This is a genomic window from Mesorhizobium sp. WSM4847 (assembly GCF_055811335.1).
The window spans coordinates 154856-179358 of the sequence record NZ_JBVVPY010000001.1 but is presented as its reverse complement, the minus strand read 5'-3'; the positions used below and the strand labels follow the sequence as shown (position 1 = coordinate 179358).

Sequence of the window (24503 nt, the reverse complement as noted above, 5' to 3'; positions counted from 1 at the left end):
CTCGTTTCGGCAGCCGCGCGTCCAATTGGGCGTGCAAAGAACGCTGTTAGGGAATTGCCTGCTTTTAGGGGACCTCAATGATGTTTGACCACTTCTGGCGCGCTGTGGCGATCGGCATCGGCGCCACGGCGCTCATGGACCTCTGGGCGATTTTCCTGAACACGGTGTTTGCTCAGCCACGGCCGAACTGGGGACTGGTTGGTCGCTGGGTCTGGCACCTGAGGGACGGCAAGGTCTTCCATGACGATATCGGCGAGGCAGCACCCTATGCGTATGAATCGGCGCTGGGCTGGGCCTTCCACTATTTTGTCGGCATCGTCTACGGCATCGTTCTGGCCGTTTTGGCGGGAGCGGCGTGGCTGGCCGCGCCGACCTTCCTGCCGGCCTTCATCCTCGGCATCGTCACCGTAGGCGCCGGCTGGTTCCTGCTGGCGCCCGGCATGGGCGCCGGCTGGGCCGCGTCAAAGCGCCCCAACCCGATGCAGATCCGCGCCCTCAACCTCGTATCGCATACTGTGTTCGCGCTCGGACTTTTCGGCACAGCGCTGCTGATCCGCTGAATATGGCGGACCAGACTGGTCAGTAGTCCAGACTGGTCAGTAGCCCAGACTGGTCAGTAGCCTTGGGTCGAGCGGCGCAATTTCCTGGCTGCCGGCTGTTTGGCTTGGGTGTTTTCCCCAGCCGAAACGGGCGCGGGCCTGGCCGTCTTGTTCTTGAACGGCGCCATGCCGAGCCGCGCCAATTCGTCGGCACGCTCGTTCTCCGGATGGCCGGCATGGCCCTTGACCCAATGCCAGATCACCTGATGACGGTTGCGCGCCTCGTCGAGCGCCTGCCACAGTTCGGCATTCTTCACCGGTTGCCTGGCAGCGGTCTTCCAGCCGTTGCGCTTCCAGCCGTCGATCCAGCTGAAAATGCCGTCCTTGACATAGTTGCTGTCGGTATAAAGATCGACCGCACAGGGTTCTTTCAGCGCATTGAGCGCCGAGATGGCGGCCAAAAGTTCCATGCGGTTGTTGGTGGTAGCAGCCTCGCCGCCCGACAGTTCCTTCGTGACGCCCTTGAAGCGAAGGACAGCCCCCCAGCCGCCAGGCCCCGGATTGCCCGAACAGGCACCATCAGTAAAGATTTCGACGCGCTTGGTCATGTCAGTCCGTATTCGGAAGAAGATTTGATCGCCCGGTGGAAACGCATACGCCTGATATATTCGGTCGGATCGCGTTTCACGACCAGCCCGCCGTTGGCAATGATCAGCCAGTCGTAAAGCCGGGTCAGCATGAAGCGCAGTGCCGAGCCGCGCGCCAGCATCGGCAGCGCAGCTTTCTCTTCGCCGCTCAAGGGCCGCACGCTTTGGTAGCCTGCAAGCAGCGCCGTGCCCTTGGTCAGGTTGAAGGAAAAATCCTTCTCGAAGCACCAGGCATTGAGGCAGGTAGCGACATCATAGGCGTAGAGATCGTTGCAGGCGAAATAGAAGTCGATCAGCCCCGACAGTTTCTCGCCGAGGAAGAAGACGTTGTCGGGGAAAAGATCGGCATGGATGATGCCTTCCGGCAGGCCGTTCGGCCAGTTCCTCTCGAAATCGGCGAAGTCGGCATCGACCTCGGCCGCCAGTCCCGGCTCGACCTCGTCGGCGCGAGGGCGAGAGGCGCTCCACAGCTTGCGCCAGCCATCGATGGCAAGGGCATTCGGACGGGTCATCGGAAAGTCGGCGCCGGCCAGATGCAGCGCCGCCAGCGCCTTGCCGACCTCGCCGCAATGCGCTGATGTCGGCCGCCGCAGCGAAACGCCTTCGAGGAAGGTGATGATGACCGCCGGCCGGCCGGCAAGCGTTCCGATGACGTCGCCATCATGCGCGGTCACCGGAAGCGGGCAGGAAATGCCCTTCCTGGCGAGATGGCTCATGAGGCCGAGGAAGAACGGCAGATCGGCCTTGTCGACGCGCTTTTCGTAGAGCGTCAGGATGTAGGAGCCGCTGGTCGTGTGCAGCAGGAAGTTCGAGTTCTCGGTGCCTTCGGCTATGCCCTTGTAGGACAGGAGATCGCCGACTGGATAGGCCTTCAGGAACGCGCCGAGCTCGCCTTCGTTGACGTCGGTGTAGACCGCCATGAACCTTACGCGGCCCCGTTGACGAAAGCCATGTCGGCGGCCGTCAGCTCGACGTCGCGCAGCACCCGCATCACCGGAAAATCCTCGGTTTCCGTCGCCGTCACCGCCAGCTCGATGGTTACCTCGAAGCGCTGCCGGAACGCATCGATGATCTCGTCGACGATGATTTCCGGCGCCGATGCACCTGCCGACAGGCCGAGCGTCGAGATGCCGGCGATCTCGGTCCATGGAATCTCGGAGGCGCGCTGCACCAGAAGCGACATCGAGGCGCCAGCGCGTTCGGCCACTTCGACGAGACGCCGCGAATTTGAGGAGTTGGGAGCACCGACGATCAGGAAGAGATCGGCACCCGCGGCGGTCTCCTTTACCGCTTCCTGGCGATTGGTGGTGGCATAGCAAATCGATTCCGCTGCCGCCGCATGCAAATCGGGAAAACGATCCTTAAGCACCCGAATGATGCCGGCGGTGTCCTCGACCGACAGCGTCGTCTGGGTGACGAACCCGAGCGCCTGCGGGTCGGCGGGCACCAAATTCGCGGCATCGGCTTCGGTCTCGATCAAGGTGACGGCGCCGTCCGGCAACTGCCCCATCGTGCCGATCACTTCCGGGTGGCCGGCATGGCCGATCAGAAGCACGTGACGGCCGAGCCGCTGATGGCGCATTGCCTGCTTGTGGACCTTCGACACCAGCGGGCAGGTGGCGTCGAGATAGAAGAGGTTGCGCGCCTGGGCGTCCGCCGGCACCGACTTCGGCACGCCATGCGCCGAAAAGACGACCGGGCTCTGGCGATGCTCAGCCGGTATCTCGGAGAGCTCCTCGATGAACACCGCACCGAGGCTTTGCAGCCCCTCGACGACGTAGCGATTGTGCACGATCTCGTGGCGAACATAGACCGGCGCGCCGTATTTCTTCAGCGCCAGGACGACGATCTGGATGGCGCGGTCGACGCCGGCGCAGAAGCCGCGCGGCTGGCAGAGCCTTATCGTCAGCGGTGGCTTTGTCGTCGTGTGAAGCATGATTCCCGGCCGGTTGGTCGTAGCGTGAACTGAAGTCTTGAACTCAAGGCGCGAAATGAGGTGCGCACCCCTGCCCTGTCAAGGGCACCAGTGCTGATCATTCTTCTTTCGCCGGGCGGCGAAGCCTGAAGATGAGGACGCCGGCAAGGGCAGCGGCAAGGCCGTACCAGGTTACGGCGTATTGCAGATGGCTGTTCGGCAGCTCGATGATTGTAACGCCGCCGACCGGCAGCCCGCCCGGGTTCGGCGTGGCGTCCGCGTCGATAAAGAATGGCACCAGCCCCGCACCTGCCGGCAGACCGGCGCTGGCCGCCATGGCGTCGCGATCCTTCCAGTAGAAGATGTTTTTCTGCGGATCATTGTCGGGAAGCATCATCGAGGGCTTTGCCGGCAGCGGATTGCGGGCGAGCCCCGTCACCGTCACCTGGCCCGCACCCTGGCTTTGCGGGCGCTTGGCTGCGTCCTTGAGATCGTACGGCACGAAGCCGCGATTGATCAGAACGAAGCGCCCGTCCTCCAGATGCAAGGGCGTGAAGACATCGAAACCGGACTGGCCTTCCCAGGTCGCGAAGAAATGTCGCTCGCCTTGATGCAGGAAGGTACCTGATGCCGTCACCGGCGTGTAATCCACATCGCCGCTGGCGGCAAACCGCTTTTCCACCTCGGCCAACGGCACGGGCGCTGAGTGCGTGCGCTGGTCAATGGTATGGAGAAGACCCTCTTTCCAGTACAGGCGCTGGAGTTGCCAGGTGCCGAGCGCCAGCAGGATGAAGAACAGCACGAGGCCGAGGCCAAGCAGCAATGCCGTCTTCGGCCGCGAACGGCCCGCAATCGAAGCGGATGTCGTGCTCATTCGCCGAGGTCCAGCCTGCCCTCTGCCGCCTTGTTGCGGTATTGCAGCGTCAGGAGCACGCCCTTGATCAGCCTGAGCGCGCCCAGGCAAAGCACCAGCGTCAGCGGTATCCACAGCAGGAAATGCAGCCAGAGCGGCGGGCTGAGCGTCACCTCCATCCACAGCGCCAGCCCGACTACGATGAAGCCGATGATCAGGATGACGAACACCGCCGGACCGTCGCCGGCATCGGCGTAGGAATAGTCGAGGCCGCAATTGGCGCAGCGTTCGCCGACGGTGAGGAAGCCGGAAAACAGCCGGCCCTCGCCGCAGCGCGGGCAGCGGCCGTGCAGGCCAGCCGAAATCGGATCGATTGCTGGCCAGATCGCCTTGTCGTCGCTCATTGCGATACTTTAGTGCCCTTCACTCCAAAAGGTAAGGCGGCCACGTCGCCGCAGCCGCCTCATCGATTTCCTCAGGAAGATTTCAGTGGCCTTCGATGACCGCGCCGCTCGAGGCCCAGACATAGATCGACGCGAACAGGAACAGCCAGACTACGTCGACGAAGTGCCAGTACCAGGCGGCGGCCTCGAAGCCGAAATGGTGCTTGGGCGTGAAGTCGCCCTTCATCGCGCGGACCAGGCAGACCAGCAGGAAGATGGTGCCGATGATGACGTGGAAGCCGTGGAAGCCGGTCGCCATGAAGAAAGTGGCGCCGTAGATCGAATCCCTGAAGCCGAACGGCGCGTGCATGTATTCGTAAGCCTGCACCATGGTGAACAGGATGCCGAGACCGACGGTCAGCACCAGGCCGTTGATCAGCCCCTTGCGGTCGCCATGAAGCAGCGCGTGGTGCGCCCAGGTCACCGTAGTGCCCGACAGAAGCAGGATGACGGTGTTGTAGAGCGGCAGGTGGAAGGGGTCGAGGACCTCAACGCCCTTCGGCGGCCAGACACCGCCGGTGAAGGTGGCGCGGGCATATTGCTGTGCCTCGCCGGGAAACAGGCTGGCGTCGAAGAAAGCCCAGAACCAGGCGACGAAGAACATCACCTCGGAAGCGATGAACATGATCATGCCGTAGCGCAGATGCAGCGACACAACACGCGTGTGGTGGCCTTCATGCGCTTCCCTGATGGTATCCGACCACCAGGCGTACATGGTGTAGATGACGATCAAGAGGCCGATGAAGAACAGCCACGGATTGGCGATGTTGAAGCCGAAGATCGGGAAATCGCCGCCCTTGAGATACTGCATGTAACAGACGCCGCCGATCGCGGTGACCAACGCACCGACCGAGCCGAGGAAAGGCCACGGGCTCGGGTCGACGAGGTGGTAGTCATGTTGTGGTTTTGCGTGCGCGTCTGCCATATCAACCCCCGAGGCTTCGTTCGGTATGTGAAACTTTGTTGCTTGTGCCTTCGGCCGGCACTGTCGACGCCACCGGCTTGGTCTTCTCGTTCTTCTCGACCGGGAACATCGTGTAGGACAGGGTAATCGTCTTCAGGTCCTTCAATTCCGGCGCATTGACGATGTCGGGATCTACATAGAACACGACCGGCATGTCCAGCGTCTCGCCAGGCTTCAGCGTCGTATCGGTAAAGCAGAAACACTCAACCTTGTTGAAGTAAGACCCCGCAAATTCCGGCTGCACATTAAAGGTCGCGCGGGCCGTCGTGGCGCGAACGAACTTGTTGGTCGCGCTATAATGCGCCTGCGCCGTCTCGCCTATCTTGATGGTGACGGAGCGGGCGACCGGCTCGAACTGCCAGGGCACGCCGGCCGTGTTGGCGTCGAAACGGATGGTGATATCGCGGTCGAGCACCCGGTCGGCATATTGCTGCGTTGCGCGTTTCACAGTGCCGCCGTAACCGGTCGCCTGGCAGAACATCGCGTAGAGCGGCACCGCGGCATAGGCCATCCCGATCATGCCGCCGAAAAAGGCGATGCAGACGCCGGCGACGACGCGGTTGGTGTTCTTCTTTTGAGGATTGGTCACTGTTTGGCGGTTCATCTTGAGCCTCACATCGTTCCGGTGAGGTTGTGACCGAATTTCACGACGGTCGCGATGTAGAAGATGACGACAAGCACCGCCAGCGCCAGGCCGATGGCTACCGAGCGGTTGCGCCGGGCCTTCTGCTGGCGCTCCGTCAGCGTGACGAGTTCAAGCTTCTTGTCGGCCATGGTCATGCTCCGCCCGTGGCCAACGCGCGCCCGACAACGCAGTCGGCAAGGTAGATGGCGAAGATGGCGAAGAGGTAGAGCAGCGAGTAGCCGAACAATGCCTTGGCTGGCTTCATCACATGGTCGTCATCCGCCATCCGCAGCACCTGCCACGCATACCAGACGAAGCCGGCGCCAAGCAGCACCGCAAGGACGCCATAGACGGGTGTGGTGAAGCCGAGCGCCCATGGCAGCACGCCAACCGGCGCAAGGATCAGCGCATAGGCGAAGATCTGGCGTCGGGTCGAAGCCTGGCCGGCGACATTCGGCATCATCGGGATGCCGGCCCTGGCATAGTCCTCGGACTTGAAGAGGGCGAGCGCCCAGAAATGCGGCGGCGTCCACAGGAAGATGATGAGGAACAGGACGACGCTTTCCAGGCTGACGGTTCCGGTCACCGCGGCCCAGCCGATCACCGGCGGAATGGCGCCGGCAGCACCGCCGATGACGATGTTCTGCGGGGTCCAGCGCTTCAGCCACATCGTGTAGACGACGGCATAGAAGAAGATGGTGAAGGCCAGGAGCGTCGCCGACAACCAATTGACCAGCACGCCGAGCGTCATCACCGACAGCACCGACAGCACCAGGCCGAAACTCAGCGCCTCGCCTGGCCGGATGCGGCCGGCCGGCACCGGACGGCTGGCGGTCCTGGTCATCACCGCATCGATATCGGCGTCGTACCACATGTTGAGCGCGCCGGACGCGCCAGCACCAATGGCAATAGCCAGGATCGCGATCACCGCCAGAAGCGGATTGATGGCCACAGGTGCCGCGACCAGGCCGACAAAGGCGGTGAACACCACCAGCGACATGACGCGCGGCTTCAACAGTGCGAAGAAATCGCCCGCCGTCGCTTCCGACATGCGAAAGCCCGGTTCGTCAGTCAATGTGTCGTCGACAAGGGCCATGCGTACTTAAAGTCCATCATTCCGTTGGCCAAAACCGCCGGGCGAACCGGCGATTCAGTATTCGCCCAGGCAGAAGCCTATTTGATCTTCGGCAGCTGTTCCCACTGGTGGAAGGGCGGCGGCGAAGGCAGCTGCCATTCAAGCGTCGTCGCACCCTCGCCCCATGGATTGGCGCCGGCCACCCGCTTCTTCTGGAAGGCCTCGAACACGCCATAGAGGAAGATGACCACGCCGACGGCCGAAATATACGAGCCGTAGGACGACACCATGTTCCAGCCGGCAAACGCATCCGGATAGTCGATGTAGCGGCGCGGCATGCCTGAAAGTCCGAGGAAATGCTGCGGGAAGAAGACGAGGTTGACGCCGACGAAGGTAACCCAGAAGTGGGTATTGGCGATGACAGGCGAATACATGTAGCCGGTCATCTTCGGGAACCAGTAGTACCAGCCGGCGAAGATGGCAAAGACCGCGCCCAGCGACAGCACATAATGGAAATGCGCGACCACGTAATAGGTGTCGTGCAGCGGGCGGTCGAGACCGGCATTGGCAAGCTGGACGCCGGTAACGCCGCCGACGGTGAACAGGAAGATGAAGCCAATCGCCCACAGCATCGGGGTCTTGAGCGAAATCGACCCGCCCCACATGGTGGCGATCCACGAGAATATCTTCACGCCCGTCGGCACCGCGATAACCATCGTGGCGAAGACGAAATAGCGCTGCGTGTCGAGCGACAGGCCGGTCGTGTACATGTGGTGCGCCCAGACGATGAAGCCGACCGCCCCGATCGCGACCATGGCATAGGCCATGCCGAGATAGCCGAAGATAGGCTTTTTGGAGAAGGTCGAGACGATGTGGCTGACGATGCCGAAGCCCGGCAGGATCAGGATGTAAACTTCCGGATGGCCGAAAAACCAGAACAGGTGCTGGAACAGGATCGGGTCGCCGCCGCCATCGGGCGCGAAGAAGGTGGTGCCAAAATTGCGATCGGTCAAAAGCATGGTGATGCCGCCGGCCAGAACCGGAAGCGACAGCAGCAGCAGGAAAGCGGTGATCAGCACCGACCAGGCGAACAGCGGCATCTTGTGCAGCGTCATGCCAGGCGCGCGCATGTTGAAGATGGTGGTGATGAAATTGATGGCGCCGAGGATCGATGAGGCGCCGGCGATGTGCAGCGACAGGATCGCAAGATCCATCGCCGGTCCGGGCTGGCCCGAGGTCGATAGCGGCGGATAGATCGTCCAGCCGCCGCCGACGCCGTAGGCGCCAGGCGCGCTCGGCACGAAGGCCGAGATGATCAGCAGGATGAAGGCCGGTGGCAGCAACCAGAACGAGACGTTATTCATGCGCGGGAATGCCATGTCCGGCGCGCCGATCATGATCGGCACCATCCAGTTGGCGAAGCCGCCGATCAACGCCGGCATGACCATGAAGAAGATCATGATCAGCGCATGGGCGGTGGTGAAGGCATTGTACATGTTCTTGCCGCCGTCGAGCGCAGCGTCGGCGTTCAAGCCGTAGACCATCTGCGCCAGGCCGGTGAAAATCTGGATCCCAGGCTCCTGCAGTTCCATACGCATGACGACCGAAAGGGCACCGCCGACGCAGCCCGCCATGATCGCGAAGATCAGGTAGAGTGTGCCGATATCCTTGTGGTTGGTCGAATACACCCACCGCACCCAGCCATGATACGGCTTGTGGTCGTGGTCGTGAGCTGCAGCGTCTGCCATGTTCGGCTCCGTTCCCTGATCTTTTCTGGTCGCGGCATCAGTTGCCGGCGGCCGCTACCTTGTCTTTGCCGTCGACCTCGGCCATCAGCGCCTTGTTGGCGCCGGGAAGGTCGGTGCCGGCTGCTGCCAGCCAGGTCTTGTACTGGGCGTCGGAGACGACGCGGATCGCGATCGGCATGAAGGCGTGGTCCTTACCGCAGAGCTCCGAGCACTGGCCGTAATAGAGGCCTTCCTTTTCCGCCTTGAACCAGACCTCGTTGATGCGACCCGGAACCGCGTCGGTCTTGATGCCGAAGGACGGCATGGCAAAGGCGTGGATCACGTCTGCCGCCGTCACCAGCACCCGGGTCATGGTGTTGACCGGCACCACCATCTCGTTGTCGACGGCGAGCAGGCGCGGATAAGCGCCGCGGTCCTCCTTGCCGGCCGCGGCGCGGTCAGCATCCGCCAGGATCGCCGAGTTGAAGGAAAGCGTGTTTTCGGTCTGGTATTCGTAATCCCAGTTCCACTGGTTTCCCGTCGCCTTGACGGTCAGCTTGGCTTCCTCCGGCGGCGTGTATTGCGCAGTCAAGAGCTGGAACGAGGGGATGGCGAGCAAGAGCAGGACGACGACCGGCCCGACCGTCCAGATTACCTCAATCAGCGTGTTGTGGCTGGTGCGCGACGGGGTCGGGTTGACGCTCGCGCGAAACTTCAGGATGCAATAGGCGATGAGAAAGAGCACGAAGAGGGTGATCGGCACGATGAACCACAGCGTATAGCCCTCGAACCAGGCGATCTGCCGCATCATGTCGGTGGCGGCGGGCTGGAAGCTCATCTCCCACGGCGCAGGCTGGGCCGCATGGGCGGATGCGCCGGTCAACAGTGTGGCGGCAGCGCTTGCCAGGAGTTTGGCGCCTGCTAGGAATTTTCTCATTGCCGTCATTATCTCCCAGTTCCTCGCGATCGGATCGCAAGAATATCGAACAACGCCGGGACGGGAATCCCGGAAAGTCCCGAGGCTGGTTCAAACCATACTCTATTTGCCTCTGCAAGAAAGGAGCGGGGGAAACCGTGCGGCATTTTTGCGCGCAAGCGCGGCTGCGCGTTGTGGCGGCGGCCGCGGCGGTGGCGGACCGCGAATGCCAGAGCCGAGGAGTGCCTTGGCAAAATGCGCCGGTCGGTCGCAATTCGGGCGAATTTGGCACGGAAAAGCGCACAATTGCCTTGGTCGAGGCAGGCCGGCAGTGGTCTCATCCTTTACTTGCCCTTGGCGCGGCTTAAAGTGCCGTGATTCGCAATGGAGCCGTCATGAACTCTTGGCTTTGGGGACTTGGGCATTCGAGACTTGGGCTTTCGAGACTTGGGCTTTCGAGACTTGGGCTCTTGAGAAGCTTGGCGAAGGCCATCCTTCTCGCCGTGTCTAGCGTTGGCCTGTCTGGCGTTGGCTTGTCTGGGATCGGCCTGTCCTATGTTGGCTCGTTTGGCGTCAGCCAGGCCAATGCCGCGCAGCCAAGCGGCAAGGTGCGGACGACGCATGGCGCATGGTCGATCATCTGCGACACGCCGGCTGGCGCCACATCGGAACAATGCGTGATGATGCAGAACGTCGTCGCCGAAGACCGTCCCGAGATGGGGCTTTCCGTCGTCGTGCTGCGCACTGCCGACAACAAGGCCGAAATCCTGCGCGTGCTGGCGCCGCTCGGCGTGCTGTTGCCCAACGGGCTCGGCCTCAATGTCGACGGCAAGGACATCGGCCGGGCCTATTTCGTGCGTTGTTTCCAGGACGGCTGCTATGCCGAGGTCATTCTCGAAAAGCCGTTGCTCGATACGCTGAAGACCGGAACGTCGGCCACCTTCATCGTCTTCCAGACGCCGGAGGAAGGCATTGGCATCCCGGTCGAGCTCAAGGGTTTCGCCGACGGTTTCGCCGCCCTGCCTTGAGCCGGGCGAGAGGCCCAAAACCCTGCTGACGAAAATGAGATTGTGACCGCCTTTGGCTACAGCGCCGCGCATCCAAGGACGCGCAAAGGACGCTGTAGCGCTTCGATTTTGCGCATGATCCTTTCCGAAAATCGATTCCGATTTTCGGGGTCATGCACAGACAATGGTCATTGCCGATTGTCTGGACGCACCTTCGCGCCTACATCGTGAGGACAATCTCTTTCCACGGACGGACCTGCCATGAACAGCCTGATCGGCCAATTCGACATTTCCGACGATCGCATCAAGCAGATCGTCGCCGAGACCATCCACGGCGCCGACGACGGCGAGTTGTTCCTCGAATACAGCGAGAGCGAAGCGCTGATGTTCGACAATGGCCGGCTGAAGACCGCCAATTTCAACACAGACCAAGGCTTTGGCCTGCGCGCGGTCGCCGGCGAAGCGAGTGGCTACGCGCATTCCAGCGATCTTTCGGAAGCGTCGCTGTTGCGCGCGGCCGACGCCGTCTCGACGGTCAAGAGCGGCTACTCCGGCACCCTTGCTGCGGCTCCGGCCCGTACCAACCGCCATCTCTATGGCGACGACAACCCGATCCCCTCGCCCTCCTTCGAGGCCAAGGCCAAGCTCCTTCAGGAAATAGATGCGTGGCTGCGAGCCGAGGATCCGCGCGTGCGACAGGTGACGGCGTCGCTCGCCGCCTCCTGGCAGCATGTCGAGATCGTGCGTGCCGACGGACAGATGGTGCGCGACATCCGCCCGCTGGTCAGGATCAATGTGTCGGTGGTGGTCGGCAACGGCGACCGCCAGGAGAGCGGCTCCTTCGGCATGGGCGGACGCAAAGGGTTTGGCGAATTCCTGGTCGAGGACAGCTGGAAACACGCCGCCAAGGAGGCGCTGCGGCAAGCGCTGGTCAACCTCGAGGCCATTCCGGCCCCCGCCGGCACCTTTGACATCGTGCTGTCCAGCGGCTGGCCGGGCGTCATGCTGCACGAGGCCGTCGGCCACGGGCTGGAAGGCGACTTCAACCGCAAGAAGACATCGGCCTTCGCCGGGCTGATGGGCCAGCAGGTGGCAGCAAAAGGTGTCACCGTCGTCGACGACGGCACCATGGCCGAGCGGCGCGGCTCGCTGACCGTCGACGATGAAGGCACGCCGTCGGCCCGCAATGTGCTGATCGACGACGGCAAGCTTGTCGGCTATATGCAGGATCGCCAGAACGCCCGGCTGATGGGCATGAACGCCACCGGCAACGGACGGCGCGAAGGCTACGCGCACCAGCCGATGCCGCGCATGACCAACACCTATATGACTTCAGGAGACATGGAGCCGGACGAAATCATCGCCTCGGTCAAGAACGGCATCTATGCCGTCTCCTTCGGCGGCGGCCAAGTCGACATCACCTCGGGAAAATTCGTGTTCGGCTGCACCGAGGCCTACATGATCGAGAACGGCAAGGTGACGCAGCCGATCAAGGGCGCCATGCTGATCGGCAATGGGCCGGATGCCATGCATCGGGTTGCGATGATCGGCAACGACATGAAGCTCGACACCGGCATCGGCATGTGCGGCAAGGCCGGCCAGGGCGTGCCGGTCGGCGTTGGCCAGCCGCACCTCAGGATGAACCAGATGACGGTTGGCGGAACGCGGGTTTGATAGAAGCTGCGGTTTTTGTCTTACATTCAGAGGATGCGCCGCGATGGCCAACCCGGAAAGACTCGTAACCACTGTCTCGACCAAGGGGCAGGTCACCTTGCCCAGCGCGATCCGCAAGCGGAGGGAATGGGACGCCGGCACACGTCTTCTGGTCGAAGATACTCCGGAGGGCGTGCTACTGAAGCCTGCGCCAGTCTTCGCCGAGACACGGCCAGAAGACGTGTTTGGATCCCTGCCCCATAGAGACAGGCCGAAGACGTTGGAAGAAATGGACGCGGGTGTGCTGGCCGAAGCGCGGCGGCGCGGCCGGCTCGAACTGCCCTAAAGCGCGTCGCGTTTGACCGGCCAGCCGCGACGCGCTTTAGGTTGTTTTTTATGCATGTCGTTATCGCAAAACCGCTGCACACTTTTGCGCGACATGCATTAAACCCATGAAGCCGGCGTTTTCGGCAAGCGATGGTCGGGATCGATGACCTTCAGACGGGGTGTGTTGCTCTCGTTCCATCGCCACAGCGCGACGCATGTGCCGCCGGGCGACATGAAGGAGGGGTAGATCACGCCATGCTGCCCATCGGCAATCAGGCGATCTCTCAGCGTATGCGTCTCAGGCACAAGGCCTTGATCCATGATGTCGCGCCATTCACATCGGTGAATGTCCGCCGTCACGCCGAGCCTGGTCAGCACATCAGCGTCCGTAAGGTCGGCCAGGCGCGCGCCTGAAAGTGCGAGTTGCGCAATCAGCGCCGGATGCTGGACAAAGCCCTGATTGTACTCCGCCCAAGCAGTGGACAATTCGCCCGCGGCATAGATCGTCGTGGCGCCCACTGGACTCCAGCGACCGCCAAAGCGGGCTGCTCCTTCGCCGGAAAGCGGCAGATGCGCCCAACGCGGCACGAAGGCGCGCCATAGGCTCAGTCTGTTTTCAGGCATAGATGCCGGAGCGGACTGCCTCCAGATAGGCAAGCACCTTGTCCGTCTTGCCCTCTCGAACGAGATCGTAGGCAGTCTTTCCCGCCCAGCCGGGGATCGGCTGATGCTTGAACCAGATTGCCGCACGCTGTTCATCGCCGGCCATCTCGCCTGCCATCGCAAGGATACGGACGATCGGACTCAATGCGGCGTCGACCTTGCGCGCGCCGGTCTTGGCGGCAAGCGTGTTGCGCGCGACGCCGATCAGGCCCGCCAGTTCGGTCAGATTGACGCCCAGCAGTTCAGCCACCCGTCTTGCCGAAAGAAATGGCGTGCGCTCGTCGCCAAAGCGCGATGCTCTGATATCGAGAGCTGCGGTATTCATAACAGGTTCCTAGCACGTTTTGAACAGAACACGCTCAAAGTATGCTCATTTTACGCGAAATTCAAGCTCAACAAATGCGGACCCGCTACCGCCTTCGCTTCGGCTTCTCCAGAAGCGCGACGGCCTCGACATGCGGCGACCACAGGAACTGGTCGATCGGCGTCACGCTTTTCAGGGCGTAGCCGCCATCGATGAGGATGCGCAAGTCGCGCGCCAGCGTCACCGGATTGCAGGAAACCGCGGCGACCAGCGGCACGTCGGAACGGGCGATCTGCTTCGACTGGTCTTCGGCGCCGGCGCGGGGCGGATCGAAGACGACGCCGTCGAAGGCATTCAGTTCCTTGAAAGTGAGCGGCCGCCGGAACAGGTCGCGGCGTTCGCTGGTCACGCGCTTCAGACCGCTGGCGAAACGGAATGCCCGGTCGAGCGCCGAAAGCGCTGCCGCATCCCCCTCCACCGCATGGACCTCCGACCTGGCGGCGAGACGCAGCGCAAAGCTGCCGCAGCCGGCGAAGAGATCGGCGAGTTTTTTGGCGCGCGCGAGGTGCCGGCCGACGATGTCGGCCATCGCCTGCTCGGCGGCCGCGGTAGCCTGCAGGAAGGCGCCCGGCGGCACTGCGACAGCGACGCTGCCGAACGTGACAACCGGCTTTTTGGGCTCGATGATGATCTCGCCATCGATCGAAAGCCTGGCCAACCCCTGAGCGATGACGAAATTCGAGGCGACGCGGCGCTGGTTCTCGCCGAGCTTGCCGGACTCGTGAACCGCGACATCGAGGCCGGAAGCGGTCGCCGTGACCGTCATGCGGAACGATTTCGTCGTGGCGCAAACCAATTCGGCGAGTGCTCTCAGACGGTCGAGCATTGCGACGATCTCGGGCAGCGAGATCGGGCATTCCTCAATGGAAATGATCTCGGACGACAACGCCCGAACGAAGCCAAGCAGCATGCCGGCCTCGCTGCGCCTGGCGGTGAACACGACGCGCCGACGCGTCTGCGGCGCGCACGGCACCAGCGCGTCAATGTCGCAACTGATGCCCTTGCTGTTGAGCGCATGCGCAACCTTGTCGTGCTTCCACCGATGATAGGCTTCGGCCTCGAGATGCTGGATGGCGCAGCCGCCGCATTCGGTGAAATGCCGACAGGCAGGGTCGATGCGAAGCGGCGAAGCCGCCAGCACCGACATCAGCGTGGCGCGGTCCTTTTCGCGCGCGGCGGTGACGGTTTCACCGGGCAGCGTGAACGGAATGAAAAGCTCGCCGGTTTCGGTTTCGGCGACGCCGTCGCCCTGGGAGCCCAGCCGTGTGATCGTGAAGCGCGCGTTCATCGGCCTCCGATCCCCCTGTTCTCGATACCGGCGTCCTTGATCCCGGCGAGCAGGAACTCGCGGTTGCCGTCGCCGCCTTCGATCGGCGACAGATGCAGTCCGAGCGAGCGCCAGCCGGGGACGCCGTCCAACCAATCCTGCAGCAGGCCGGCAACCCGCGCGGCATCGTATGGATTTTTCAGCAAGCCGCCCTTGCCGATCGCCTCGCGGCCCGCCTCGAATTGCGGCTTGACCAGAAATATTGCTTTGGCGCCGCTCCTGGCAATGGCGAGCGCCGGCGGCAGCGCCAGTTTCAACGAGATGAAGCTGACGTCGGAGACGATAAAATCTGGAATGCGATCGGCAAGATCGGCGGTCGAAAGATCACGGGCGTTCAATCCCTCGATGACCGTCACACGCGGATCGCCGGCGATATCCGGATGTATCTGGCCATGCCCGACATCGATCGCCGTGACATGCGCCGCGCCGCGTCCGAGCAGCACTTGAGTGAAGCCTCCGGTCGAGGCGCCGACGTCGAGCGCTTCGCTGCCGGCTGGATCGAGGCCGAAATAGTCGAGCCCGGCGATCAGCTTCAGCGCAGCACGCGACACATAGCCCTGTGCCGGATCATCGACTTCTATGAGGCAATCAGCCCGGACCGTCTGGCCGGGCTTGCGGGCGATGACGCCGTCAACCGTCACGGTGCCGCGCTCGATCGCGTCGCGGGCGCGAGAGCGGCTGGGGAACAGGCCCCGCGCGACGAGGAGTTCGTCGAGCCGCTTGCGTGTGCTGGCTGGCAAAGGCGAGTTCATCGGCCTTCATGGCGAAAGCCTGTCACGAAGGCAAGGATATTGGGCAAGACAACGAACATCTTGCGAAAGCGGCGAGCGCTTCAGGCCGCGCCACAACCTGTTGAAATCGCACTGGGTCCGGCACAATGTTGGGAACAATGCTCGTGTTGCTGCCAGAAGGTGAGGAGGACGAATGCTGACCGGAACCTGCCATTGCGGCGCGGCCCACTGGACTTTGGAGGGCGATCCCGGCTCGATCACAGCCTGCAACTGCACGCTTTGCCGCCGCTATGGCGCGCTGTGGGCTTACGATTATGTTGACGAACGCATCCGTCTTGCCGGACCGACAAGTGCTTACACGCGCTCCGGAAAGGATGCCCCGTCGCTCGAGATTCTGTTCTGTCCAACATGCGCCTCTGTGCTGGCCTGGCGTGGTTTGCGCGCCAGTGCCGCCGGTCGCACTCGGATCGCCGTCAATGTGAGGCTTGCGCCGCCTGACACCGTCGCCGACTTGCCAATCGATCATTTCGATGGTCTCCACGCGTTCGAGGACCTGCCGCGCGATGGTCGCTGCGTGCGCGATATGTGGTTCTGATGCATGTCGCGCAAAAACATGCCCTCGGGCTTGAACCGAGGGTGCTCCGTCGCACAATAGGCGACCTTCCCGGCCAGTCTCCAGAGCCGCCCTTCTTGTCCGCAGCGGGCGCTTCGTAATCATGCAATCGCCTCTGTTGTCTGCGACAGCAGATCTTCCGCCAGCTGTAACGCGGCCTCCCGTGCATCCTGGCGAGCCGCATGGTCAATATCGGGTCCAAAGAGGGTTTTCTGGATGACTAGACTGCGGACATCTTCGATACCGATGAAGCGCAACCACGCTTCAACATAGAGTTTTTGAAAGTCGAAGCGCTGCGCCGGCGTGATGGATTGCGCCGCATAGTCGAGACCTCGCGCATGGACGACCACGGCGGTCTTATCCCGGAGCAGTCCTGCGAACCCGTGTTCAGGGTCGAACGAGAAAAGGATGTCCTTCTGCGATACCAGGTCGATGAAGTGCTTGAGTTTGTAGGGAATGCTGAAATTCCACAGGGGCGTCGACAGCAGGACAATATCCGCCCAATGCAATTGTTGCGCCAATTCTTGCAATGTGGCCCATGCCTGCTGTTGAGAAGGGGTAAGCGGCGTGCCGCTGAGCCCGGCATATTTGGCCAACATCGCGTCCTCACCGAATTCGGGGAGGTCGACATCCCATAGGTCGAGCGTTGAAATCGCCAAGTCGGGTCGCCGAGCACGACAGCTTTGAACAAAGGCCTCGGCGACCTCACGCGAGGCGGAACGCTCTTTGCGGGGCGAGGAAACGATATGCAGCAGCTTGGTCATGGATCATCCTTGCTCATTGTGAACCGTATTGCGTCATATTTTAATTCGATATAAAAATTGAGATTATCGACAATATTCATCATGGATCAGAATATATGCTGGAATTGGTCCTGCTCAGGACGTTCGTCGCCGTGTTCGACGAAGGCGGCTTCAGTCGGGCAGCGGCGCGACTGAACCTTACGCAGTCGGCCGTCAGTGGGCACCTGCGTCGTCTCGAAGAGCAGGTCGGAAAGCCGTTACTCAAAAGGACGACGCGCTCGCTGGAGATGACACAAGATGGCGAGCGCCTGCTCGCCTATGCCCGGGCGATGCTCGCCCTTAACCGGGATGCTTTGGCCGATCTGGCGCAGGCACCCTTTCACGGCAGAGTTCGCGTCGGCCTCTCGGAAGACTTCGCACAGGTCCCCATCCTTCGCGCCTTGCAGGCATTCGGCGCCGATCGCCGCGGATTGCAGATCGAGGTGCAAGTCGGGATTCCGGGTGCGCTGCTCTCGAAGATGAAGGAGGGCAATATCGAACTGGTGCTCGGATCCCAGTGTGAGGGTGAGGAGATGGGGCGCCTCCTGTGGCGCGAGCCTCTTGTCTGGGCATGGGCGGATCATACCGGCGTGGAACTTCCGGACCCGCTGCCATTGGCCGTGTTGCCGGAACCTTGCCCCTACAGGGAAGTTGCTCTTGAACGGCTTGCCAAGGCCGGGATCAGCCAGCGCATGGTGATGATCTGCACCAGCAACGCCAGCCTGAGGGCGGCTGCCATCTCAGGCTTCGCTGTAGCGCCGATGACCGTCAGTCAGCTGAGAAACGGCCTGGTCAGTGTACCCGAAAGCTACGGCCTGCCAGAGTTGCCAGAAGCGCAGTTCAGGCTATTTGCCGCATCGAAAGGCGATACTTCCGTCCTCGAAGAACTGGCGGAGGCCATCATGAACGCCGTTCCTCGAAGGCACGCTGGCGAGGAGTGACCCTGACCTCGCACCAACGCTTTCTTCATGGCTCGTTCCGAGTTTCGTTTACCGGACCAACAGCGTCATCAACCAACTTGTGGAGGCGCGCCTGGGCATGGGGCTAGCTGTCCTGCCCTTCCATAGGAACTAAATCCGTCGCGGCGCGAAACTTTCGGGGCCGGACGGCTAGCCGGCAGGCCGGCCCCGCTTCAAGGGTCATTTCTCGATGCTGGAGGTGACGGACTGGATCACTTCGGTCGCCATCTTGAATTCCTTGCTGCGGCTTTCGATGCCGTGGCGCCTGGCGATGTAGTCGAAGTCGGTATAGGCCGCGTAGACCGAGCCATCAGCCGTCTGGTAGACGACGACGCGCACCGGCCAGTCGAGGCCGGCTTTCGGGTTCGCGGTGATGAAGGTCGTGCCGAGTGCCGGGTTGCCGAACATGATGAGCCGCGACGGCCTGACGACGTTGCCGGCGGCGTTGCCGAGCTTGGCCTGGTCGATGACACCGAACAACGTGATGCCCTTGTCGGCGACATCCTTCTTGATCCGCGACACGGTCTCTGCAACCGAATAGCCGCTCTTGACTGTAACGACGCCGTCGGACGCCGTCTCAGCATTGGCCTGGGCCAGAAGCCCCGGGGTGGCAAGCGTCAGGACAAGCGCCGTCGACGCGAGGGTCGATTTGACTGAATTGATCATTTTTCTTTCTCCGTGAGTGAAGCCGGTCCGATGACAGGCTGGAAGAAAGGATGCGGAAAGGCTCGGCGGATTGATAATGCCGTTTGCTGCCTGAATTGATGAGTGCGGCGTATGGCTGGCAGGTTCCATGGAAATGCCGCCGCTCATGAGCGGCGGTAAACGTCGAGGTGAAGCGGGATCAGACGCGTGGCGCCGTCAGCGGGCGGGCGATTATCGTTGCCGCGATTAGGGCAGCGACGAGAACAACAACACAAGTGGTCCAGCCGAGCCGGTCATAGACCTGGCCGAGGACAAAGCTGCCGACCAACCCGCCGGAATAGTATGAAGCAAGATAGATACCGCTCGCAGCGGCCTTTTCGCGGGCGGCGACGCGGCTGACATGGCCAGTCGTGATCGCCTGCGCCAAGAATGTTCCGATGGCGATCAGCGCCATGCCCGCAAGAACGATCGGCAGATTTGGAGTGAGCAGCGCCAGAAGGCCGGCGATGGCAATCCCGAGCGTCAGGACGATGCCGCTGGCCGGGCCGAACCGCCTTGCCACGCGGCCGGCGAGCGGGGTTGTCAGCATCGACGGCAGAAATACGAAATAAACGAGACCGAGCGCCATCGGCGACAGGGCCAGCGGTGCTGCGGCCAGCTGGAAATTCACATAGGTAAACGTGCCGATGAAGACGAACAGGATCAGGAAGCCGATCGCGAAGCTGCCGCGCAGTTCTCGGTTCTTAAAGTGGGCTTTCCAGGCGCCACCTACGGGAGGGTGGTCGGCGTCGATTCGCATCATGCGGTCGGTCTTCTTCAGAGTCAGCCAGACCAGCAACGCGCCGGCAATATTTAGGGCAGCGAAGGTCAGGAAGTTGATGGAGATGCCAAAGCCGTCCGCAACAGCCGCCGAAAGGATGCGGCCGAAGAAGTTGCTGGCGACGTTTCCGGTGACGTAGGCGGCGAGCGCGCCTGCCGCCTGGCCGGGTGAGAAATGCTCGGCGAGGTAGGCGATCGTCAGCGTGAAGGCCGCCGACATGCACAGGCCCTGCAGGACGCGCAGGAGGGCAAACATTGCGATGCTGTCGGTCATCGAAAGTAGCGCGGTCGGTATGGCGAGCACGACCAGGCTGAACCATATCCCGTTGCGCCGGTCGATGTTGCGGCCAAGTAGCGCCACCGCGACGCCGGCGATCGCCATTCCAAAGGTGCTGGCGTTCACCGCGAAACCCATCGTCGCGCGGCTGACGCTGAATTTGACGACGAGCGAGGGAAGGATCGCCTGCGCGGCGAAAAGGTCGACGAGCGTCAGAAATGCGATCAAGGCGATGATGCCGAATCGCAGGCTGTCCGTCGACACCCTGCGGAGCTTCGAGGCAACGGCTTCGTCATAGCTGGCCATCGGAATTTATCCGTGCATGGTTCGACGCTCCCGAAGGGGACCGGGAACGTCGATGGAGGTTGAGGGTCAATAAGCGGGACGCTGCGGTCCGGTTACATCGCGCCGTGGGCGTCCATGTCCGGCGGCAGGATGTCGGCCGAATAGAGCACGGCAGGAACCGAACCGTTGTTCTTCCACCAATGCGCGAGCTGGCCGAACTCGGCGGTGGCTTCGCCGGCCATGTGCTCGATCGCCACCTTGCAGGTGTTGCTGTATTCGCTGATCGCGCCCTCGACGACCAGGATATTTGCCGGACGCGTGGAGTGGTCGTGCCACGGCACGACGCCGCCGGGCTGCACGACGAGCTTGCGCAGACGGAACCTATTGCCCTTCCAGGCGTCGCCCTTCGTGCTGAGGTCGATCGTGCTGATGACCTCGTCGGTGACACCTTCCGGCGCGCTCGGCATCGACTGCACGGCATTGGTGGCGACCTGGTCGACCGGGCATTCGCCGGCGTGGGCCGGTGCTGCAGCGAAAGCCGCGGCCGAAGCGAGCAGGCCGGACGCAAGAACAAGTTTGATCGGGTTGCGAGGTGCTATGACTTTCAAAAACATTTTGCGGTTCTCCTTTTATCGAGCCCGGCAATGGGAATTCATGCGGGGCGTGATGTGGAGATTGGACGAGCACGGCTGCGAACAGAAATGCCGGGTACTTCTGAATTCCATAGCCTGAAGCTATCGCGTGAGCCTAGGCGCAGTCGTACCGGCTCGCACCCGAACCGCAGGCGTAATCCTGCGTAGTCGACGGAGTTTCGATTACGCGGCGGAACGGCGCATCGAAACCGGTGATGCGCCTTCTGCCCAGCCATAGGATTTGACCGCACCGACAAATGTCGACACCGCGGGCGAGAAGCGGCGGCCGGCGACGGTGACGAGGCACACATCGCGGGTCACCTCCGGCTCTGTCACCGGCCGCACCTGCAGCCCTGGAATCACGGCGGTGTATTCGGGGAGGAAACAGATGCCGAGCCCTCCGGCAACCATGTTCTGGATCCAGTCCTCCCGCTCGCTGGAATAGGAGATGCGAAGCTTCACTCCGCGCTCGACGCAAAGATGAGAGAGATGGTCCCAATACTCGCAGTTGACGCGTCTCAGATAGATCTCGCCGTCGATCGCGCTGATTGGCACGGTCTCGTGCTGCGTCAGCCGATGGCCGGTCGGGAACGCCAGCATGAAACGTTCGCGAAAGAGTGGCGTCACGTCGAAGCGTTCCGGGAACTTTTCACTCGACGACATGATTGCGACGTCGATGTCGCCCGCCTCGAGCAGTTGTGAGAGCCGGCTTGGTACCCCTTCAACCAACTGCAACTGAATTCCCTTGTGGCGCATGTTGAAATCCGTGAGCAAACCGGTGAAGCGGCGCGGGCCGATCGTGCACATGATGCCGACCTTCAGATTCGCGTCCTTGAGACAAAGGAAGCGCGAGGCTTCCTGACGCACGCCGCTCAGTTCATCTGATATCTGTTGGAAACGCGGCCGAAGCAGCGCGCCAAGATCGGTGATGTGGGTCAGATTGCGCTCGCGCCGGAACAAAAGGCCGCCGACCTCGTCCTCGAGCTGCTGGATCGCGCGGCTGAGCGCCGGCTGGGTGACGTTGCATTTCTCGGCGGCGCGCGTGAAGTTCCGCGTATCGCAGACGGCGAGGAAATATCGGATGTGGTGGATGTCCATGCCAATCCCCTAGCGCGCCCGAGCCTTCTCCAGCCAATGCAATGGACGCATGGATTTGATAGCACAGCGGCATTTTATTGTTGAGCGCGCTTCGCTCAAGGTCCCGCAGAACAGCCGCAGCGTTGCGGCACATCAACGGAGACCGAAATGCTCAACGTCAGCAAACCTGAAACCGATACGCTTGCGATGCGCCGCCCCCTGGAAGGCCGGACGGCGATCGTGACCGGCTCGACCAGCGGCATCGGCCTCGGCATCGCCCGCGCCCTGGCGCAGAACGGTGCTGCCGTCATGCTGAACGGGTTCGGGGATCCGGTGGAAATCGAAACGCAGCGTGCCGCCTTGGCCGAGGAAAATGACGTCGACGTCGCTTACGACAACGCCGACATGTCGAACCGCGACGCTATCCACATGATGGTGGAACGGGCCGTTGCGCGCTTCGGCCAGATCGACATCGTGATCAACAACGCGGGCATACAGCATGTTGCGCCAGTCAGCGAATTTCCCGTCGCCAAATGGGACTCGATCCTGGCGATCAACCTGAGTTCGGCTTTCCATCTGATCCAGGCGACCTTCGAGCCGATGAAGGGTCGCGGCTATGGCCGCATCATCAACATCGCTTCCGCCCATGGGCTGATCGCCTCGCCGTTCAAATCAGCCTATGTCGCCGCCAAGCACGGCATGGTCGGGTTGACGAAGGTGGTCGCACTCGAGGGCGCCGAGTACGGCGTGACTTCGAACGCGATCTGTCCAGGCTATGTCTGGACGCCGCTCGTCGAGAAACAAATCGAGGATCAGGCGAAGTCGCACAACATCGCCCGCGACGCCGTTATCCGCGACATCTTTCTGAAGAACCAGCCGACCAGGCGCTTTGCGACTGTGGAAGAGATGGGAGCGCTTGCGGTGTTTCTCTGCAGTGACTGCGCAGCTTCGATCACCGGGACAGCCTTGCCGATCGACGGCGGCTGGACTGCGCACTGAGCGCACCGTCATCGTCAAAACGTCTGCAATTTTACGCGAGGAGGGTACCCGATGAACACTCATGCCGAGGTTGTGAAGCTTGCCTCCAGCCAATCGGAACCGGCCGCGCCCAGCGTGGTCCGCGGGAAGCGGACGATCAACCTCGCGCTTCAGGGCGGAGGCGCGCACGGCGCCTTCACATGGGGTGTCATCGATCGGCTCCTTGACGAGGAGAACTTGTCCCTCGAGGGGGCAGTCGCCACCAGCGCCGGGGCCATGAACGCCGCGGTGCTTGCCTACGGGATCGCCGAAGGCGGACGGCGCGGCGCGCAGAAGGCGCTTGCGAATTTCTGGCGCCGCGTCAGCCACGCGGCGGCCTTCAGCCCTCTGCAGCCGAGCCTGCTTGACAAGATGACCGGGTCGCGTTCGCTCGAATATTCCCCGGCCTTCCTGATGCTCGACATGGTGACGCGATTGATGTCGCCCTATCAGTTCAATCCCTTGAATTTCAATCCGCTGAAAAACGTTCTCGAGCAGTCTATCGATCTCGATGCCGTCCGCATGTCGCGCTGTCCTCTGAAACTCAACATCTGCGCGACCAATGTGCGGACCGGGAAGGTTAAGGTTTTCTCCAATGACGAGCTGTCGATCGACGCCATCATGGCGTCGGCATGCCTGCCGTTCCTGTTCCAAGCCGTCGAGATCGACGGCGAGGCCTATTGGGACGGCGGTTATATGGGAAATCCGGCAATCTTCCCGCTGATCTATTCCTGCGACACGCCGGACGTGCTGATCGTACACATCAACCCTATAGAACGCGCCGAACTGCCGCGCTCGGCGACGGATATCCTTAATCGCATCAACGAGATAAGCTTCAACTCTTCGCTTTTGCGGGAAATGCGGGCGATCGCCTTCGTCACGCAACTGATCGACTCGGAGGCGGGCCAGGCGCTCGACCTCAAGCGCATCTTCGTCCACGGCATTTCGGATGACGAGACCATGAAAAAGCTTGGCGTCTCCAGCAAGCTCAATGCCGATTGGGGCCTGCTTACGGATCTTCGCGACCGCGGCCGTGAACGCGCCGAGGAATGGCTCGAAGCCAACTACAACCACATCGGACAGCGTTCGACGGTGGACATCCACGAACGCTACCTCTGACAACAACTCCCGGGCCGGCATTATCCCCTCTGGATGCCGGTTTGCTGAGCCCTCCGGCAACCCTCCGGAGGGCTCTTTTCATGCAGCCGGCGCATACAGCGCGTCTATCGAAACCATGCCAAGACAGCATTTCAGTTGATGGCTGCGATCGAAGAGAGTGGCTTCAGACGGGCTGATCGCCGGTCTGAACTAAACACAAACCCAGGAGACGGAAATCATGATCAATACCAAATCGCTCATCGGCTCGGCTTTGGCCGCGGCTACCACGCTCGCCGCCAGCGCTGCCTTCGCCGGTCCGGCCGCTCAGCCGGAGTTCTCGTTCGAAAAGTGTTACGGCGTCGTCAAGGCCGGCCAGAACGATTGCCAGACCGCCACGCATTCTTGCGCCGGGACCTCTACGGCCGACAACCAGTCCGACGCATGGATCTATGTGCCGGCCGGCACTTGCGGAAAGCTTGCCAGCGGCAGCACCGAACCCAAGGCCTGATCCACTCCCACGCAA

At 62.0% G+C, this 24503-nt stretch carries 29 protein-coding genes; 9 read left to right on the top strand and 20 right to left on the bottom strand.

What is annotated here, in order from left to right:
* Positions 1-80 precede the first annotated feature (80 nt).
* Positions 81-560: a DUF2938 domain-containing protein gene (locus tag AC0L28_RS00910; RefSeq protein ID WP_128172266.1), complete on the top strand. Its 480-nt coding sequence runs from the start codon at positions 81-83 to the stop codon at positions 558-560.
* A 53-nt stretch (positions 561-613) separates the two neighbouring features.
* On the opposite strand, the gene rnhA is transcribed toward AC0L28_RS00910, so the two are convergent.
* The 11 genes from rnhA to coxB all read right to left on the bottom strand — a co-directional run bounded on the left by rnhA (position 614) and on the right by coxB (position 9725).
* Positions 614-1147, bottom strand: coding sequence for a ribonuclease HI (gene rnhA, locus AC0L28_RS00905; RefSeq protein ID WP_473475017.1), 534 nt, complete (start codon positions 1145-1147; stop codon positions 614-616).
* Complete coding sequence (locus AC0L28_RS00900; protein WP_473475015.1) at positions 1144-2106, bottom strand: homoserine kinase; 963 nt, start codon at positions 2104-2106, stop codon at positions 1144-1146. The genes rnhA and AC0L28_RS00900 overlap by 4 nt, the downstream gene beginning before the upstream one ends.
* Positions 2107-2111: 5 nt before the next feature.
* A complete protein-coding gene (gene ispH / locus AC0L28_RS00895) occupies positions 2112-3122 on the bottom strand; it encodes a 4-hydroxy-3-methylbut-2-enyl diphosphate reductase (RefSeq protein ID WP_023799318.1) in 1011 nt (336 codons plus the stop codon).
* A 97-nt stretch (positions 3123-3219) separates the two neighbouring features.
* A complete protein-coding gene (locus tag AC0L28_RS00890; RefSeq protein WP_473475013.1) occupies positions 3220-3975 on the bottom strand; it encodes an SURF1 family protein in 756 nt (251 codons plus the stop codon).
* Entirely contained in the window at positions 3972-4358 is a 387-nt protein-coding gene (locus tag AC0L28_RS00885) for a DUF983 domain-containing protein (RefSeq protein WP_023799320.1), read from the bottom strand. The genes AC0L28_RS00890 and AC0L28_RS00885 overlap by 4 nt, the downstream gene beginning before the upstream one ends.
* An 82-nt stretch (positions 4359-4440) precedes the next feature.
* A complete protein-coding gene (locus tag AC0L28_RS00880; protein WP_027152361.1) occupies positions 4441-5322 on the bottom strand; it encodes a cytochrome c oxidase subunit 3 in 882 nt (293 codons plus the stop codon).
* Position 5323: 1 nt separating this feature from the next.
* The gene (locus AC0L28_RS00875) at positions 5324-5965 is read right to left on the bottom strand and encodes a cytochrome c oxidase assembly protein (protein WP_031254967.1); all 642 of its coding nucleotides are present in this window, start codon (positions 5963-5965) and stop codon (positions 5324-5326) included.
* An 8-nt stretch (positions 5966-5973) separates the two neighbouring features.
* Positions 5974-6135 carry a hypothetical protein gene (locus AC0L28_RS00870; RefSeq protein ID WP_077381685.1) on the bottom strand — a complete coding sequence of 54 codons (162 nt, stop codon included), beginning with the start codon at positions 6133-6135 and terminating at the stop codon, positions 5974-5976.
* 2 nt (positions 6136-6137) lie between these two features.
* Positions 6138-7082 (bottom strand): heme o synthase, encoded by a 945-nt coding sequence (locus tag AC0L28_RS00865; RefSeq protein ID WP_023799324.1) that lies wholly within the window; start codon positions 7080-7082, stop codon positions 6138-6140.
* A gap of 77 nt (positions 7083-7159) precedes the next feature.
* A complete protein-coding gene (gene ctaD, locus AC0L28_RS00860) occupies positions 7160-8809 on the bottom strand; it encodes a cytochrome c oxidase subunit I (protein WP_128172054.1) in 1650 nt (549 codons plus the stop codon).
* Between the two features lie 37 nt (positions 8810-8846).
* Positions 8847-9725, bottom strand: a complete 879-nt coding sequence (gene coxB / locus AC0L28_RS00855) for a cytochrome c oxidase subunit II (RefSeq protein ID WP_128172053.1) — start codon at positions 9723-9725, stop codon at positions 8847-8849.
* Positions 9726-10099: 374 nt separating this feature from the next.
* Here coxB and AC0L28_RS00850 point away from each other — a divergent pair, with 374 nt between their 5' ends.
* The 3 genes from AC0L28_RS00850 (at position 10100) to AC0L28_RS00840 (ending at position 12710) form a co-directional block, all read left to right on the top strand.
* Positions 10100-10732, top strand: a complete 633-nt coding sequence (locus AC0L28_RS00850; protein ID WP_128245637.1) for an invasion associated locus B family protein — start codon at positions 10100-10102, stop codon at positions 10730-10732.
* Positions 10733-10972: 240 nt separating this feature from the next.
* Complete coding sequence (gene tldD / locus AC0L28_RS00845; protein WP_473475009.1) at positions 10973-12385, top strand: metalloprotease TldD; 1413 nt, start codon at positions 10973-10975, stop codon at positions 12383-12385.
* Between the two features lie 43 nt (positions 12386-12428).
* Positions 12429-12710, top strand: a complete 282-nt coding sequence (locus AC0L28_RS00840; protein WP_128179871.1) for an AbrB/MazE/SpoVT family DNA-binding domain-containing protein — start codon at positions 12429-12431, stop codon at positions 12708-12710.
* Between the two features lie 98 nt (positions 12711-12808).
* On the opposite strand, the gene AC0L28_RS00835 is transcribed toward AC0L28_RS00840, so the two are convergent.
* The 4 genes from AC0L28_RS00835 to AC0L28_RS00820 all read right to left on the bottom strand — a co-directional run bounded on the left by AC0L28_RS00835 (position 12809) and on the right by AC0L28_RS00820 (position 15797).
* A complete protein-coding gene (locus AC0L28_RS00835) occupies positions 12809-13342 on the bottom strand; it encodes an RES family NAD+ phosphorylase (RefSeq protein WP_473475385.1) in 534 nt (177 codons plus the stop codon).
* Positions 13308-13679: an antitoxin Xre/MbcA/ParS toxin-binding domain-containing protein gene (locus tag AC0L28_RS00830; RefSeq protein WP_027152353.1), complete on the bottom strand. Its 372-nt coding sequence runs from the start codon at positions 13677-13679 to the stop codon at positions 13308-13310. Before AC0L28_RS00830 ends, AC0L28_RS00835 begins: the two co-directional genes overlap by 35 nt.
* A gap of 85 nt (positions 13680-13764) precedes the next feature.
* Positions 13765-15006 (bottom strand): class I SAM-dependent RNA methyltransferase, encoded by a 1242-nt coding sequence (locus AC0L28_RS00825; protein WP_473475006.1) that lies wholly within the window; start codon positions 15004-15006, stop codon positions 13765-13767.
* Positions 15003-15797, bottom strand: a complete 795-nt coding sequence (locus tag AC0L28_RS00820; protein WP_473475004.1) for a TlyA family RNA methyltransferase — start codon at positions 15795-15797, stop codon at positions 15003-15005. The genes AC0L28_RS00825 and AC0L28_RS00820 overlap by 4 nt, the downstream gene beginning before the upstream one ends.
* Before the next feature lie 172 nt (positions 15798-15969).
* On the opposite strand from AC0L28_RS00820, the gene AC0L28_RS00815 reads away from it, so the two are divergent.
* The gene (locus AC0L28_RS00815; RefSeq protein WP_287245058.1) at positions 15970-16371 is read left to right on the top strand and encodes a GFA family protein; all 402 of its coding nucleotides are present in this window, start codon (positions 15970-15972) and stop codon (positions 16369-16371) included.
* Positions 16372-16490: 119 nt separating this feature from the next.
* Here the strand turns inward: AC0L28_RS00815 and AC0L28_RS00810 are convergent, their stop codons facing one another.
* A complete protein-coding gene (locus AC0L28_RS00810) occupies positions 16491-17153 on the bottom strand; it encodes an FMN-dependent NADH-azoreductase (RefSeq protein WP_473475002.1) in 663 nt (220 codons plus the stop codon).
* Positions 17154-17248: 95 nt separating this feature from the next.
* On the opposite strand from AC0L28_RS00810, the gene AC0L28_RS00805 reads away from it, so the two are divergent.
* The gene (locus AC0L28_RS00805; protein ID WP_473475000.1) at positions 17249-18112 is read left to right on the top strand and encodes a LysR family transcriptional regulator; all 864 of its coding nucleotides are present in this window, start codon (positions 17249-17251) and stop codon (positions 18110-18112) included.
* A 198-nt stretch (positions 18113-18310) separates the two neighbouring features.
* Here AC0L28_RS00805 and AC0L28_RS00800 read toward each other — a convergent pair whose 3' ends face one another.
* The 4 genes from AC0L28_RS00800 to AC0L28_RS00785 form a co-directional block, all read right to left on the bottom strand.
* Positions 18311-18796, bottom strand: coding sequence for a DUF302 domain-containing protein (locus tag AC0L28_RS00800; RefSeq protein WP_473474998.1), 486 nt, complete (start codon positions 18794-18796; stop codon positions 18311-18313).
* A 178-nt stretch (positions 18797-18974) separates the two neighbouring features.
* Positions 18975-20177, bottom strand: a complete 1203-nt coding sequence (locus AC0L28_RS00795) for an MFS transporter (RefSeq protein ID WP_473474996.1) — start codon at positions 20175-20177, stop codon at positions 18975-18977.
* A 92-nt stretch (positions 20178-20269) separates the two neighbouring features.
* On the bottom strand, positions 20270-20770 hold the full coding sequence (locus AC0L28_RS00790; RefSeq protein WP_473474994.1) for a cupin domain-containing protein: 501 nt from the start codon (positions 20768-20770) through the stop codon (positions 20270-20272).
* Between the two features lie 201 nt (positions 20771-20971).
* Positions 20972-21886, bottom strand: coding sequence for a LysR family transcriptional regulator (locus AC0L28_RS00785; RefSeq protein WP_473474992.1), 915 nt, complete (start codon positions 21884-21886; stop codon positions 20972-20974).
* A 147-nt stretch (positions 21887-22033) separates the two neighbouring features.
* On the opposite strand from AC0L28_RS00785, the gene AC0L28_RS00780 reads away from it, so the two are divergent.
* The 3 genes from AC0L28_RS00780 to AC0L28_RS00770 all read left to right on the top strand — a co-directional run bounded on the left by AC0L28_RS00780 (position 22034) and on the right by AC0L28_RS00770 (position 24488).
* The gene (locus tag AC0L28_RS00780) at positions 22034-22864 is read left to right on the top strand and encodes a 3-hydroxybutyrate dehydrogenase (RefSeq protein ID WP_202363982.1); all 831 of its coding nucleotides are present in this window, start codon (positions 22034-22036) and stop codon (positions 22862-22864) included.
* Between the two features lie 51 nt (positions 22865-22915).
* Positions 22916-24001, top strand: coding sequence for a patatin-like phospholipase family protein (locus tag AC0L28_RS00775; RefSeq protein WP_473474990.1), 1086 nt, complete (start codon positions 22916-22918; stop codon positions 23999-24001).
* Between the two features lie 217 nt (positions 24002-24218).
* Positions 24219-24488, top strand: coding sequence for a BufA1 family periplasmic bufferin-type metallophore (locus tag AC0L28_RS00770; protein ID WP_091595987.1), 270 nt, complete (start codon positions 24219-24221; stop codon positions 24486-24488).
* Positions 24489-24503 lie beyond the last annotated feature (15 nt).